The 13,516-nt window shown below is 65.3% G+C and carries 9 protein-coding genes, 1 tRNA gene and 2 pseudogenes; 5 read left to right on the top strand and 7 right to left on the bottom strand.

What is annotated here, in order from left to right; genetic code table 11:
* The 5 genes and pseudogenes from AQY21_RS28980 to metH all read right to left on the bottom strand — a co-directional run.
* Window positions 1–454, bottom strand: a 454-nt coding sequence (locus AQY21_RS28980; RefSeq protein ID WP_255374795.1) for an IS5 family transposase, incomplete at its 3' end; no start/stop codon positions are given.
* A pseudogene (locus AQY21_RS30000) lies at window positions 454–693 on the bottom strand (transposase); the annotation flags it as partial. The pseudogene AQY21_RS30000 and the gene AQY21_RS28980, both read right to left, overlap by 1 nt.
* Before the next feature lie 72 nt (window positions 694–765).
* Window positions 766–1,239 (bottom strand): hypothetical protein, encoded by a 474-nt coding sequence (locus AQY21_RS07185; RefSeq protein ID WP_058097045.1) that lies wholly within the window; start codon window positions 1,237–1,239, stop codon window positions 766–768.
* Window positions 1,240–1,391: 152 nt separating this feature from the next.
* A tRNA-Leu gene (locus AQY21_RS07180) sits at window positions 1,392–1,478 on the bottom strand.
* Window positions 1,479–1,556: 78 nt separating this feature from the next.
* A complete protein-coding gene (gene metH / locus AQY21_RS07175; RefSeq protein WP_152988145.1) occupies window positions 1,557–5,318 on the bottom strand; it encodes a methionine synthase in 3,762 nt (1,253 codons plus the stop codon).
* Between the two features lie 239 nt (window positions 5,319–5,557).
* Here metH and lipB point away from each other — a divergent pair, with 239 nt between their 5' ends.
* The 5 genes from lipB (at window position 5,558) to AQY21_RS28540 (ending at window position 11,808) form a co-directional block, all read left to right on the top strand.
* Complete coding sequence (lipB, locus tag AQY21_RS07170) at window positions 5,558–6,214, top strand: lipoyl(octanoyl) transferase LipB (protein ID WP_058097044.1); 657 nt, start codon at window positions 5,558–5,560, stop codon at window positions 6,212–6,214.
* Window positions 6,215–6,356: 142 nt separating this feature from the next.
* Window positions 6,357–6,824 (top strand): cytochrome c family protein, encoded by a 468-nt coding sequence (locus AQY21_RS07165; RefSeq protein ID WP_058097043.1) that lies wholly within the window; start codon window positions 6,357–6,359, stop codon window positions 6,822–6,824.
* Window positions 6,825–6,995: 171 nt separating this feature from the next.
* Window positions 6,996–8,672: a cytochrome c oxidase subunit I gene (gene ctaD / locus AQY21_RS07160; protein ID WP_058097042.1), complete on the top strand. Its 1,677-nt coding sequence runs from the start codon at window positions 6,996–6,998 to the stop codon at window positions 8,670–8,672.
* Between the two features lie 19 nt (window positions 8,673–8,691).
* Window positions 8,692–9,186, top strand: coding sequence for a DUF2244 domain-containing protein (locus AQY21_RS07155; RefSeq protein WP_058097041.1), 495 nt, complete (start codon window positions 8,692–8,694; stop codon window positions 9,184–9,186).
* Window positions 9,187–9,420: 234 nt separating this feature from the next.
* Window positions 9,421–11,808 (top strand): calcium-binding protein, encoded by a 2,388-nt coding sequence (locus AQY21_RS28540; RefSeq protein ID WP_058097040.1) that lies wholly within the window; start codon window positions 9,421–9,423, stop codon window positions 11,806–11,808.
* A gap of 72 nt (window positions 11,809–11,880) precedes the next feature.
* Here the strand turns inward: AQY21_RS28540 and AQY21_RS07145 are convergent.
* Window positions 11,881–13,199 (bottom strand): annotated as a pseudogene (locus AQY21_RS07145) (FAD-dependent oxidoreductase); the annotation flags it as partial.
* A 54-nt stretch (window positions 13,200–13,253) separates the two neighbouring features.
* On the bottom strand, window positions 13,254–13,516 hold a 263-nt coding region (locus AQY21_RS07140; RefSeq protein WP_058097038.1), incomplete at its 5' end, for an integrase core domain-containing protein.

The raw sequence follows: 13,516 nt of genomic DNA, 5'->3' as shown, positions 1-13,516 counted from the left end.
GCTTGTCATAGCGGGCTGCGACGGCGCGGACGTGTTTGAGCTTGTTGAAGAACCGCTCGATCCTGTTTCTTTGTTGATAGAGGATCGGATCGAAAGCCGGACGGCGCTTTCGCGTCGGCATCAGCCGGATGCAGGTTCCGGCCCCGCGCGCGGCAAGGCTGCGATGCGGGCCATCGCTGTCGTAGCCCCGGTCGGCCAGCAGGGTCTGGCTGGTGCCGATGCTCCCGAGCATATCCGCCGCGCACCGGCCGTCATGCGCTTGGCCCTCGGTCAGTTTCAGGCGGATCGGGCGACCGAGAGCATCGACCAGGGCGTGGATCTTGATCGTCAGCCCGCCGCCTGGGCGACCCATGCAACGGGATCGGAGATGTTTTTTGGACCGTTGGCGACATGCTGGTGAACCCGGAACGAAGACGCGTCGATCATCTGGATATCGCCTTGGTAAGTTGCTGATACGGCTTGCAGAATGCGCGCCCAGTGCCTCGCCCGACGCCAGCGGTTGAAACGGTTCACGCAGGTCGTGTAAGGACCGTAGCGCGCTGGAACATCCGCCCAGGGCGCCCCGGTCCTCAGCCGCCAGAAAATGCCGTTCAGCACCCGCCGGTCATTCACCCGCTTCACCCCGCACACCTTGGTCGGAAGCAACGGCTGGATCACCGACCACTCGAAATCCGTCAGATCGAAGCGCGCCATCTTCCCCTGCCTCGCATGGAAAAAGAGAATCACGGAAAGACCAGAAAGGGAAACACTTCATGGGTATGTGACCTATGCTTCTGCGAATGCGGAGAGGGGCGGCCTCCGGGTCGTAGCCTTCGCGGATGTCGTCTTTGAGAGCGTATTCCGCACCCCTCCCTGCCGTGAGGAAGGCAGCAGTGACCTCGTGCCGCGCATGACCTGCCCAGCGTCGAACACGCCCCCAGCGGCGTCAACGAGTTGTCTGTAATCATGAGGGAGCGCTGCGACGTTCTGGTCAGCTTCCGACACAACGTCTTTCTTCTCCCCCGGCGTCAGCCGGTCGAAACGCCATAGGCGGTTCGCGGCCGAATCCAACTGAGCCTGCAACGCATCCAGCTCGGCGAGCATCGCCCGGACCATCCGCCGCGCTTCGCTGGGGTCTTTCGTGCGCATGGAGCCACGCTTGAACTCGGGCAGAAGCATCCCGCAGGCGCTGCGGGATTCGCTTGCAGAGTGCCACGTTCCGCCGATCAGCCGCGCGCCTGCGATTTTGCCCGAAGCCATCTCCGCCTCCGTGCTGTGCTCAGAGCACTTCTGAGCACCGTCACGCAAAGACTGTTCAAAGTCCGTGCAGGATTCCCATGAAACCCGGCCACGGGAAGGGCCTGATTTGCTAGGTTTTCTTGTAGCTCAGGGGGTTGTCATGGGCAATATATTGGTGCGGTCGAGAAGACTCGAACTTCCACTCCGGTTAGGGAACAGCGACCTCAACGCTGCGCGTCTACCAATTCCGCCACGACCGCACGTCCGTAGGCTCGCGTCTCATAGACGCTTGCGCGGCGGATGAAAAGGGCATTTTTTCAGCCGCCGCGGGTTTCTTTTCACTCGGCCGCGACGGCCGCCTGCGGGGTATAGTTCAGGATCGGCGCCAGCCAGCGCTCGGCCTCGCGGACCGGCATACCCTTGCGGGCGGCATAGTCCAGCACCTGATCGTGCTCGACCTTGGCGACGCCGAAATAATAGGCCTCGGGATGGCCGATATAGAGGCCCGAGACCGAGGCGCCGGGCCACATCGCCATCGACTCGGTCAGTTCGACCCCGGTCGCCGCGGTGGCGTCCAGCAAGCGGAACAGCGTCAGCTTCTCGGTATGGTCGGGCTGGGCCGGATAGCCGGGCGCCGGGCGGATGCCCTTGTAGGGCTCGGCGATCAGTTCCTCGGGGGTGAAGCTTTCGTCGGCATAGCCCCAATATTGCCTGCGCACCCGCTCGTGCATCATCTCGGCCAGGGCCTCGGCAAAGCGGTCGGCGAGCGCCTGCACCAGGATGGCCGAGAAATCGTCATGTGCGGCCTTGAACCGGTCGGCGATCTGCTGCTCCTCGCCGCCGGCCGTGACCACGAAACCGCCGACATAGTCGCGATGCCCCTCGGGGGCGACGAAATCGGCCAGCGCCACGTTCGGGCGGCCGTCGCGCTTGCTCACCTGCTGGCGCAGGGTGTGCAGGGTCGCCAGCGGGGCGGCGCGATCCTCGCCGGTGAACAGCCGGATGTCGTCGCCGGCCCGGTTCGCCGGCCAGAAGCCGATGACCGCGCGCGGCCGGAACCATTGCTCGTCGATGATGCGCTTCAGCATGGCCTGCGCGTCGGCAAAGAGCTGCCGCGCCACCGCGCCCTGCTTCTCGTCCTCGAGGATGCGCGGGTAGACCCCTTTCAGTTCCCAGGTCTGGAAGAACGGCGTCCAGTCGATATAGCGGGCGATCTCGGCCAGGTCGAAATCCTCGATCACGCGCGAGCCCAGGAATTCCGGCGCCCGGGCCTCGAACCCCGACCAGTCGATCCGCAGCGCATTGCCGCGGGCGGCGGCCAGCGGCAGGCGCTTCTTGTCCGCCTCGGCCCGGGCGTGCTTGTTGGCCACGTCCATGTATTCGCTGCGGATCGTCTCGACATAGGCGTTCTTCTGGCCCGAGAGCAGGCTGCCCACCACGCCCACGGCGCGGCTGGCGTCGGTGACATAGACCGCCTGGCCCTTGGCATAGCGCGGATGGATCTTGACGGCGGTATGCACGCGCGAGGTGGTGGCGCCGCCGATCAGCAGCGGGATGTCGAAGCCTTCGCGCTCCATTTCGCTGGCGACATGCACCATCTCGTCCAGCGACGGGGTGATCAGGCCGGAGAGGCCGATGATGTCCACCTTCTCGGCCTTGGCGGTTTCCAGGATCTTGGTCGCCGGCACCATCACGCCCAGGTCGATGATCTCGTAATTGTTGCAGGCCAGCACGACGCCGACGATGTTCTTGCCGATGTCGTGCACGTCGCCCTTGACCGTCGCCATCAGCACCTTGCCGGCGCTGGAGGAGCCGCCCGCACCGCCCGCCGCGGCCTTCTCGGCCTCCATATAGGGCAGAAGATGCGCCACCGCCTGCTTCATCACCCGGGCCGATTTGACCACCTGCGGCAGGAACATCTTGCCCGAGCCGAAAAGATCGCCCACGACGTTCATGCCCGCCATCAGCGGGCCCTCGATCACGTGCAGCGGGCGCTCGGCGTTCAGCCGCGCCTCCTCGGTATCCTCGTCGATATATTCGGTGATGCCGTTGACCAGGGCGTGCTCCAGCCGCTTCTCGACCGGCCAGCTGCGCCAGGTCAGGTCCTTTTCGCGCGCCTTGGCGCCGCCTTCGCCGCGGAACCGCTCGGCGATCTCCAGCATGTTCTCGGTCGCGGTGCCGCCGGCCCTGGGCTTGCGGTTCAGCACCACGTCCTCGCAGGCCTCGCGCAGGCCCGGGTCGATCTGGTCATAGACCGCCAGCTGGCCGGCATTGACGATGCCCATATCCATCCCCGCCTGGATGGCGTGATAGAGGAACACGGCATGCATCGCCTCGCGCACCGGCTCGTTGCCGCGGAAGCTGAAGCTGAGGTTCGAGACCCCGCCCGAGACATGCACATGCGGCAGGGCCTGGGTGATGCGCCGGGTCGCGCCGATGAAGTCGAGGCCGTAATTGTCATGCTCCTCGATCCCGGTCGCGATGGCGAAGATGTTCGGGTCGAAGATGATGTCCTCGGGCGGAAAGCCGACCGTGTTGACCAGCAGGTCATAGGCGCGCGCGCAGATCTCGACCTTGCGGTTCTCGGTATCGGCCTGCCCGGTCTCGTCGAAGGCCATCACCACCACGGCGGCGCCGTAGCGCCGGCAAAGCCGAGCCTGGGCCAGGAAGCTCTCCTCGCCCTCCTTGAGGCTGATCGAGTTCACGATGGCCTTGCCCTGGACGCATTTCAGCCCGGCCTCGATCACCTCCCATTTCGAGCTGTCGACCATCACCGGCACACGGGCGATGTCCGGCTCGGCCGCGATCAGGTTCAGGTAGTCGATCATCGCCTGCTTCGAATCGATCAGCCCCTCGTCCATGTTGACGTCGATGATCTGGGCACCGTTCTCGACCTGGTCGCGGGCCACGTCCAGCGCCGCGGCATAGTCGCCGTTGGTGATCAGCTTGCGGAATTTCGCGGACCCGGTGACATTCGTCCGCTCGCCCACGTTGACGAAGGGAATGTCGTCGGTCTTGACGAAGGGCTCCAGCCCCGACAGGCGCAGGCGCGGCTCGATCTCGGGGATCGCGCGCGGCGGCAGGTCGGCCACGGCGCGGGCGATGGCCGCGATATGCTCGGGGGTCGAGCCGCAGCAGCCGCCGACCACGTTCACCAGCCCCTCGCGGGCGAATTCGGCGACCTGCGCGGCCATCTCCTCGGGCGATTCGTCGTATTGGCCCATCTCGTTCGGCAGGCCGGCATTGGGATAGGCGCAGATCAGCGTGTCGGCGACCGAGGAAAGCTCGGCCAGATGCGGGCGCATGGCGGCAGCGCCGAGCGCGCAGTTCAGCCCGATGGTGACCGGTGCGGCATGGCGCATGGAATACCAGAAGGCGGTCGGGGTCTGGCCCGACAGCGTGCGCCCGGACAGGTCGGTGATGGTGCCCGAGATCATCACCGGCAGGCGCTGGCCCTTCTCCTCGAACACCTCCTCGCAGGCAAAGATCGCGGCCTTGGCGTTCAGCGTGTCGAAGATGGTCTCGATCAGGATCAGGTCGGCGCCGCCGTCGACCAGCCCGCGCAGCTGCTCGGCATAGGCGATGCGCAGATCGTCGAAGGTGACGGCGCGATAGCCGGGATTGTTCACGTCCGGGCTGATCGAGGCGGTGCGGTTGGTCGGCCCCAGCGCGCCGGCGACCCAGCGCGACCGGCCGTCCTCTGCGGTGGCGCGGTCCAGCGCCTGCCGCGCGATGCGGGCGCCGTGGAAGTTCAGGTCGTAAACCGCCGCTTCCATGCCGTAATCGGCCTGCGCGATGGTGGTCGAGGAAAAGGTGTTGGTCTCGACGATATCCGCGCCCGCCTTGGCATAGCGGTAATGGATCTCCTCGATCGCCTGGGGCTGGGTCAGGTTCAACAGGTCGTTGTTACCCTGCTGCGGATGCTCGCCCGGCGCGGGCGGGTGGCAGCCGCAGGCGCAGCCGGCGCCATGGCCGGCGAAATCGTCCTCCTTCAAGCCAAGCTGCTGGATCTGCGTCCCCATCGCGCCGTCGAGGATCAGGATGCGGTCGCGCGCAGCCGCGCGCAGGGCGTCGAAGACGGGAGAAAGAGGCAAGGTCATGTGTCGGTCCGCGCGTTTCATCAGATGTGCTGTATAGCCGCAGACAGGCATTTAGTGAAATTCAACATCCGCACAATGATCTTGCATCAGATTCATCATCTGGCTCCGCTTCTCCCGCTTCTTCGTTGCGGAAATACCCTCGGGGGCGTGGGGGCAGACAGCCCCCACCGCGAACCGATCCGCCGGCACAGCCCCAGCCCCCCTTGCGACAGCCCGCGCCCGGGAATATCTCACCGCGCATGACCGAATGGATCACCGCCCCCGGCCTGACCGATTACCGCGAAGCCACAGCCTTCATGGAGGCGCGCGCCGCCGCCATCGCCGAAGGCCGGGCGGGCGAGCTGGTCTGGCTGGTCGAGCATCCGCCGCTCTACACCGCCGGCACCTCGGCCAAGGCGGCCGACCTGCTCGAGGCGCGCTTTCCGGTGCACGAAACCGGGCGCGGCGGGCAATATACCTATCACGGTCCGGGGCAGCGGGTGGTCTATGTCATGCTGGACCTGAACCGCCGCGGCCGCGACGTGCGCGCCTTCGTCAAGGCCCTGGAGAGCTGGGTCATCGACGCCTTGGCCGAGTTCAACCTGAAGGGCGAGATCCGCGACGGCCGGGTCGGCGTCTGGATCGCCCGGCCCGACAAGGCGCCGCTGTTCGACGGCACCATGCGCGAGGACAAGATCGCCGCCATCGGCGTCAAGCTGCGCAAATGGGTCAGCTTCCACGGCATCGCCATCAACGTGGAGCCGGACCTGAGCCATTACGCCGGCATCGTGCCCTGCGGCATCTCGGGCCACGGCGTCACCAGCCTGGTGGACATGGGGCTGCCGGTCGGCATGGGCGATCTGGACGACGCGCTGCGCCGCAGCTTCGCGCGGAACTTCCCGCCGCTCGCCGGCTGATTTTCGCACTGCGACAAATTCACCCTTATCCGATCTGCGACCTTTTTCCTGTGTTCGGAAAGCTTGACGCGTGCTAGCCCTGTCAGGCGGGAAACGGAGAGGTCCGTTCCCCGGACAAGAGCGATACCCAAGAGGAAAAGCGATGAAGATCAGCATCTATGCCACTCTCGCCGCCGCCACCCTCGCCCTGCCCGCCGTGGCCCAGGATGGCGACGCCGCCAAAGGCGAGAAGGAGTTCAACAAATGCAAGGCCTGCCACATGGTCCAGGCCCCGGACGGCACCGACATCGTCAAGGGCGGCAAGACCGGGCCGAACCTCTACGGCATCGTGGGCCGCAAGATCGCCTCGGAGGAGGGCTTCAAATACGGCGACGGCATCCTTGAGGTCGCCGAAAAGAACCCCGACATGGTTTGGACCGAGGCCGAGTTGATCGAATATGTCACCGATCCCAAGCCCTGGCTGGTCAAGCAGACCGGCGATTCGGGCGCCAAGACCAAAATGACCTTCAAGATGGGCAAGAACCAGGCCGATGTGGTGGCCTTCCTGACGCAGCATTCGCCCGATGCGGGTGGCACTGCCGAACCCGCGGCCGAGGGCGAAACGAACTGATTCCCGCGCCGCTGCGAGGCGCCGACGACCTGCCCCTGCATGCGGCAAAAGCACGCAGGGGCGCGACTTTTAGTCCTTTCTTCGCATTGCGAGGGGTAGGATTGTGGGCTAGAACCAACGCGAGTCCGCTGGCCCTTGGGCCGGCCAGCCGCATGTCTAGGGAGTCCACGCATGGCAGACGCAGCCGTTCACGGCCACGGTGACCATCATGACACCCGCGGGTTTTTCACCCGCTGGTTCATGTCAACCAACCACAAGGATATCGGTATCCTTTACCTGTTCACGGCCGGCATTGTCGGCCTGATCTCGGTATGCTTCACCGTCTATATGCGGATGGAACTTCAGCATCCCGGCGTGCAATACATGTGCCTGGAAGGCGCGCGGCTCATCGCCGACGCCTCGGCGGAATGCACGCCGAACGGCCATCTTTGGAACGTCATGATCACCTATCACGGCGTGCTGATGATGTTCTTCGTGGTGATCCCGGCGCTGTTCGGCGGTTTCGGCAACTATTTCATGCCGCTGCACATCGGCGCCCCGGACATGGCCTTCCCGCGGCTCAACAACCTCTCCTACTGGATGTATGTCTGCGGTGTGGCCCTGGGCATCGCCTCGCTGCTGGCGCCGGGCGGCTCGGACCAGCCGGGCTCGGGCGTGGGCTGGGTGCTGTATCCGCCGCTCTCCACCACCGAGGCGGGCTATTCGATGGACCTGGCGATCTTTGCCGTCCACGTCTCGGGCGCCAGCTCGATCCTCGGCGCGATCAACATCATCACCACCTTCCTGAACATGCGCGCCCCCGGCATGACGCTGTTCAAGGTGCCGCTGTTCGCCTGGTCGGTCTTCATCACCGCCTGGCTGATCCTGCTGTCGCTGCCGGTGCTGGCCGGCGCCATCACCATGCTGCTGATGGACCGCAACTTCGGCACCCAGTTCTTCGACCCGTCGGGCGGCGGCGACCCGGTGCTTTACCAGCACATCCTGTGGTTCTTCGGCCATCCCGAGGTCTATATCATCATCCTGCCGGGCTTCGGCATCATCAGCCACGTCATCTCGACCTTCGCCAAGAAGCCGATCTTCGGCTACCTGCCGATGGTGCTGGCCATGGCCGCGATCGGCATCCTGGGCTTTGTGGTCTGGGCGCACCACATGTACACCGCCGGCATGTCGCTGACCCAGCAGGCCTATTTCATGCTGGCGACCATGACCATCGCCGTGCCGACCGGCATCAAGGTCTTCTCCTGGATCGCCACCATGTGGGGCGGCTCGATCGAGTTCAAGACGCCGATGCTCTGGGCCTTCGGCTTCCTGTTCCTGTTCACCGTCGGCGGCGTGACCGGCGTGGTGCTGAGCCAGGCGCCGCTGGACCGGGTCTATCACGACACCTATTACGTCGTGGCGCATTTCCACTACGTGATGAGCCTGGGCGCGGTCTTCGGCATCTTCGCCGGGGTCTATTACTGGATCGGCAAGATGTCGGGCCGGCAATACCCGGAATGGGCCGGCCAGCTGCATTTCTGGATGATGTTCATCGGCTCGAACCTGATCTTCTTCCCGCAGCACTTCCTGGGCCGCCAGGGCATGCCGCGCCGCTATATCGACTACCCGGTCGAGTTCGCCTATTGGAACAACATCTCGTCGATCGGCGCCTATATCTCCTTCGCGTCCTTCCTGTTCTTCATCGGCATCGTGTTCTACACGCTGTTCGCCGGCAAGCGCGTCAACGTCCCGAACTACTGGAACGAGCATGCCGACACCCTGGAATGGACCCTGCCCTCGCCGCCCCCGGAGCATACCTTCGAGACCCTGCCCAAGCGCGAGGACTGGGATCGCGCACAGGCGCATTGATCCCGCGCATCGATCCAAGATGCCCTATGCATGGCACGATACGGCCCCGGAGCAATCCGGGGCCGTCTGCTTTCGGCTCGAGGTCTGGCCGCATCGCGCTCTGCCCCGGCGCGGCTTCGTCTGGGTGATCGGGCTGACGGCGGGCTTCCTGGCGCTGCCGCTGGTCGCGGTGGTGGGAACGGCGGTGCTTTGGGGCCTGCTGCCTTTTGCCGCGCTGGCGATCTGGGGGCTATGGGTGGCGATCCGGCACAGCTACCGGGTGCCGCAGGAGGTGATGCTCCTGTCGCGCGAACAGCTCGAACTGGTGCGCAGCGACCCGGGCCGTGCCGACCGCATCTGGCAGACGAACCCCTATTGGGTCCGGGCAGTGCTGCGCGCGAATGGTCCGGTCGAGGATTACCTGGTGCTGACCGACGGCCGACGCGAGGTCGAGCTGGGCGCCTTTCTGTCCCCCGAAGAGCGGGTGGCGCTGCGGGATGAGCTGACCCGCCGGCTGGGCGCGTTGCGCGGCTGAGGCGGACGCGCAACGGGGCGTGCGCAGGGCGCGCAACGGCTCCGGCAATCCTCTGATATCAAAGAAAGATCGCCTGTGACCGGCGTACACCGAGCGTACACTGCGGGTGCACCGGCCGTGCGCCTTGAAATCGCAAGCACGGCGTTCGGAAACCTGTCCTAATCGCCAGCTACTGCGGCAATCCGGGAAAGGGTAAGGCACAAGGATCACGTATTTTTTTACCATTGGTTGATCATGCCCGACTCCGGACCTTCGCGCCTTCTGGCGCTTACCGCTCCCTCCACCCTTGCCCTGAATCTCGACCCGGTTGCGGCGGTCTTTGCCGCCCATGTCTCGGACCCGGATGGGGTGCGCCAGGTCACGGTCCATTACGACCGCCCGCTGGCGACGGAAACCGGCGCCTATGAGTTCCAGATCATCCATGGCGGCAGCAGCGACTGGGCCGATGGCAACCACAGCTATACCGTGCAGGTGCTGCCGCATAACGTCGCCGGGCAGCTGAACATCACCCGCGTCGAGATCACCGACAACCTAGGCAACCGGACCACGGTTTCGGCCGATGCGTTGCGCAACCTTGGCGTCGATACCTCGATCGAGATCACCAGCACCAGCGCCGACACCGCGGCGCCGGTGCTGACCTCGCTGGACTTGCCGGATGTGGTGGATCTGGAGAATGGTGCCGTCGCTGCCGAATTCTCTGCCACCGGAATCGATGGCACCGAGATCGACCAGGTAGCCGTGTTCTTCGACCGTTCCCTGAACTGGTCATTCGGTAGCTCGACCAGCAGCTTCCCTCTTGTCCTTTTTGATGGCTACAGCGACGATTGGTCGGATGGCAGCTCTGCCCAGATACGGCCATTGGTGGCAAACAACATGTCGGGGCCGGTGGATGTCACCCATGTCCGCATCACCGACATCTACGGCAACGAGCGCGTCTATACCAACGACCAACTGCGTGCCTTGGGTTTCGACACCTCGTTCGAGATCATAGGCACAGCAGCCCCTGCGCCCACGACCTATGTCGCCGACCTGCCCGAGACCATCACCATTCGCGAGGGTCAAAGCGTCGGCATAGCACTGAATTTCGTCGGCATGACCAATCATTGGGTCAGCTACAGCTATCATGTCTCGACCAGCGGCGGCACGGCGACTGCGGCCGACATCGGCGCGACTTCGGGCCGCGGCTCGATCAGCATCAGTTCGACCCGGCCTTACAACGATCAGGTCGACATGTCCCTTTCGGCGCTGCGCGACGGTGTGCATGAGGGCACCGAGACCGCCTATCTCGTCGTCGAATTGACCGGCAACATGACCTTCGCCGATGGCGGCAGCACGCAGGTGGTCGAGATCCGCATCGCCGATGACAACTGGTCCATCGGCGATCACCGGGCTAACGTGCTGCGCGGCACCAGCGCGGCCGAGGATCTGGTCGGCGGTGCCGGCAACGACAGCTATTACGTCACGGCCGGCGACCGGGTGGTCGAGACGGCGAATGCCGGAAACGACACGGTCCTCACCGATTTCTCGCGCGGGATCGAGGCCAATGTCGAGAACCTGACCCTGCTCGGCTCGGCCAGCATCAACGGCACCGGCAATGCGCTGGCAAACCGGATCACTGGCAATGCCGGCAACAACACGCTGCTTGGCGGTCTGGGCAACGATACGCTTCTGGGCGGCGCCGGCAATGACACGCTGAACGGCGGGGCCGGCAACGACCGGCTGGACGGCGGCGCGGGCGTGGACCTGGTCGCCTATGGCGCGGCCACAGGTGGCGTGCGGGTGAACCTAGCACTGAACGGCGCGCAGGCGATCGGCGGCGGCCAGGGCAGCGACACGCTGAGCTGGATCGAGAACGTCAACGGCTCGGGCTTCGCCGACCTGCTGTCCGGCAATGCTGCCGCGAACCTGCTGTCCGGGGCCGGCGGCAATGACACGCTGATCGGCGGGGCCGGTAACGATACGCTGAGCGGCGGGCTCGGCATAGATACGGCGCGCTATGGCGCGGCTACCGGCGGCGTGCGGGTTGACCTGGCAACGACCGGCACGCAGGCGATCGGCGGCGGCCAGGGCAGCGACCTGCTGCTGGGCATCGAGAACCTGGACGGCTCGGGCTTTGCAGACCGGCTCTGGGGCAATCTTGCGGCGAACCTGCTGAACGGCGCCGCCGGCAACGACCAACTCGATGGCCGGGGCGGCAATGACCGGCTTCTGGGCGGCGCCGGGGCCGACAGCCTGCTGGGCGGTGCCGGCAATGACGTGCTGATTGGCGGCGCGGGCGCGGATCGGCTGAACGGCGGGCTGGGCGCCGACCAGTTCGTGTTCCTGGGCCTGGGCGAGTCGGGCGTCACAGCGGCGGGGCGCGACCTGATCCAGGATTTCAGCCACGCCCAGGGCGACCGCATCGACCTGCGCAGCATCGACGCGAATGCCGGGCTTGCCGGCGACCAAGCCTTCCGGCTGATCGGCGAGCGCGCCTTTACCGGCGCGGCAGGCGAGCTGCGCTATGAGCGGGCCGGCAATGTGACCACGATCCTGGCCGATACCAATGGCGACGGCCGGGTGGATTTCTCGGTGGCGCTGAACGGCAGCCACAGCCTGGTCGGGGCGGATTTCCTGCTGTAACCGACTGGCCCAGCGATAAAAAGGCCCGGCATCAAGCCGGGCCCTTCCTGCATCTGCGACTGGGGAGGAGGGTCAGCCGTCGACGCGGATCACCTTGTTTTCCGGGTCATAGGGGTTGTCCTCGGTCACCACCGCGTCCCAGAGCTGTCGCTGCATCCGGACCTTCAGCCGTGTGCCCGGCTCGGCTAGGTCGGGGCGGATATAGCCCATGCCGATGGACTTGCAGAAGGCTGCCGGCCAGCCACCGGAAGTCAGGCGATCGATCTTGGTCGAACCATCCTCGGTCAAGGGCGTCTCGCGTACCCAGGGATCGGCATCGGACTGGCCGTCGATCAACAGGGTGCAGCATTTCGAGCACACGCCCTTGTCCAGCATCGCCTGCTTGCCGTTGAACGCCTTGTCCAGATCGGCGAAGCGGTCCAGCGCGGCCTCGAGCGGCGTCGCGTCGCGGCCAAGCTCGGAGCCGAAGGCGCGATGGGATTTCTCCTGCCGTAGCCAGTTCTGCGCCCGGGCGCCGACCAGCTTCAGCCCGCCGCGATCAGCTGGTCCCAGAGGTAACGGCCGAACTCGATGCAGCTCCCAGCCCAACTCGATATTGCGCATCGACAGCCAAGGGAAGCGCTTGTTGCCCAGCACCGTCTCGGGGTCGGCGTCGCGCACCAACTCCTTGAGGATGGCGCGGCTGTCCGGCCCGGCGATGGCGAAAACGCCCCATTGCGTGGTGATGCCTCGCACGATCACCTGGCCGAGTGCGCCCTCCATCTCCTCGGCCAATTTGCGCAGGTGGTCGCCATCGTAATCCGCCCAGGCTCCGGCCGAGATCAGGGAGTAATCGTCCCCGGCCTGCCGCACGACAGTGTATTCGGTCCGCGTCGTGCCGGCTTCGGTCAGCGCATGGGTCAGGTTGATGCTGCCGCCCTTGAGCAGCTTGTTGGTGGTGAACCAGTCGAGGAAGGCCGTCGCCTCCCTTGCCATGGATGCGATGCTTGGCAAAGACCGAGGCGTCGATCAGCCCGGCGGCACCCCGGATCGCCTCGGCCTTGGCATATTGCCACCAGCCACCCCGGCGGAAGCTGCGCGCGGCATGGTCGTCGAAACCGGCGGGGGCGTAGGCGGATCTCGAACTGTTTGCCCGAGGGGATAAGGTTGCCGCCCTTCTCGACCATCTTCTCGCAGGTGACGATCCATTCCTCGCCGGTCCATTTGTAACCGTTGACCTGGATCTTGCGCTCGATGCTGGCGCCGGCCATGCGCGCGGCCTGCGCCATGGCCGGAGTCACGTCCGCGGGGCTGATATAACCGTCGCTCGGGTGGAACAGCGCACCCTTCAGGTCCTCGGTGCGGACCTGCGGCCAGCGCTCCTTGATCTGCTGGGGGTCAGGAAAGAGGTGGTTCGGTTTATCTGAACAGGTTCGGGGCGTTTTTTAAGTGGATTTCCGCCTCGATTATGCCGCCGCCGCTTCGGGTGTCGGCTGGTTGAAGTAGGCCTGATCGGGCGTTTTCCCGTCAAGTGATGAATGAGGCCGACGGCTGTTGTAAAAGCGAAGATACCTGCCGATCCCGGCGCGGGCTTCCGAGACGCAGGCATAGGCCCGCAGATAGACCTCCTCGTATTTGATGGTCCGCCAGAGGCGCTCGACGAAGACGTTGTCGCGCCAGGCGCCCTTGCCATCCATGCTGATCTTGATCTCGCGGGCGGCCAGCACCT

The sequence above is a fragment of the Paracoccus sp. MKU1 genome, from assembly GCF_001447385.1.
Classification (GTDB): Bacteria; Pseudomonadota; Alphaproteobacteria; order Rhodobacterales; family Rhodobacteraceae; genus Paracoccus.
This window is presented reverse-complemented; position numbering and strand designations above follow the sequence as displayed.

Excerpts from the sequence above, each read along its gene's own strand:
- AQY21_RS07185 (WP_058097045.1), bottom strand. The coding sequence starts at position 1,239 with ATGGCTTCGGGCAAAATCGCAGGCGCGCGGCTGATCGGCGGAACGTGG.
- metH (WP_152988145.1), bottom strand. The coding sequence starts at position 5,318 with ATGACCTTGCCTCTTTCTCCCGTCTTCGACGCCCTGCGCGCGGCTGCG.
- lipB (WP_058097044.1), top strand. The coding sequence starts at position 5,558 with ATGACCGAATGGATCACCGCCCCCGGCCTGACCGATTACCGCGAAGCC.
- AQY21_RS07165 (WP_058097043.1), top strand. The coding sequence starts at position 6,357 with ATGAAGATCAGCATCTATGCCACTCTCGCCGCCGCCACCCTCGCCCTG.
- ctaD (WP_058097042.1), top strand. The coding sequence starts at position 6,996 with ATGGCAGACGCAGCCGTTCACGGCCACGGTGACCATCATGACACCCGC.
- AQY21_RS07155 (WP_058097041.1), top strand. The coding sequence starts at position 8,692 with ATGCCCTATGCATGGCACGATACGGCCCCGGAGCAATCCGGGGCCGTC.
- AQY21_RS28540 (WP_058097040.1), top strand. The coding sequence starts at position 9,421 with ATGCCCGACTCCGGACCTTCGCGCCTTCTGGCGCTTACCGCTCCCTCC.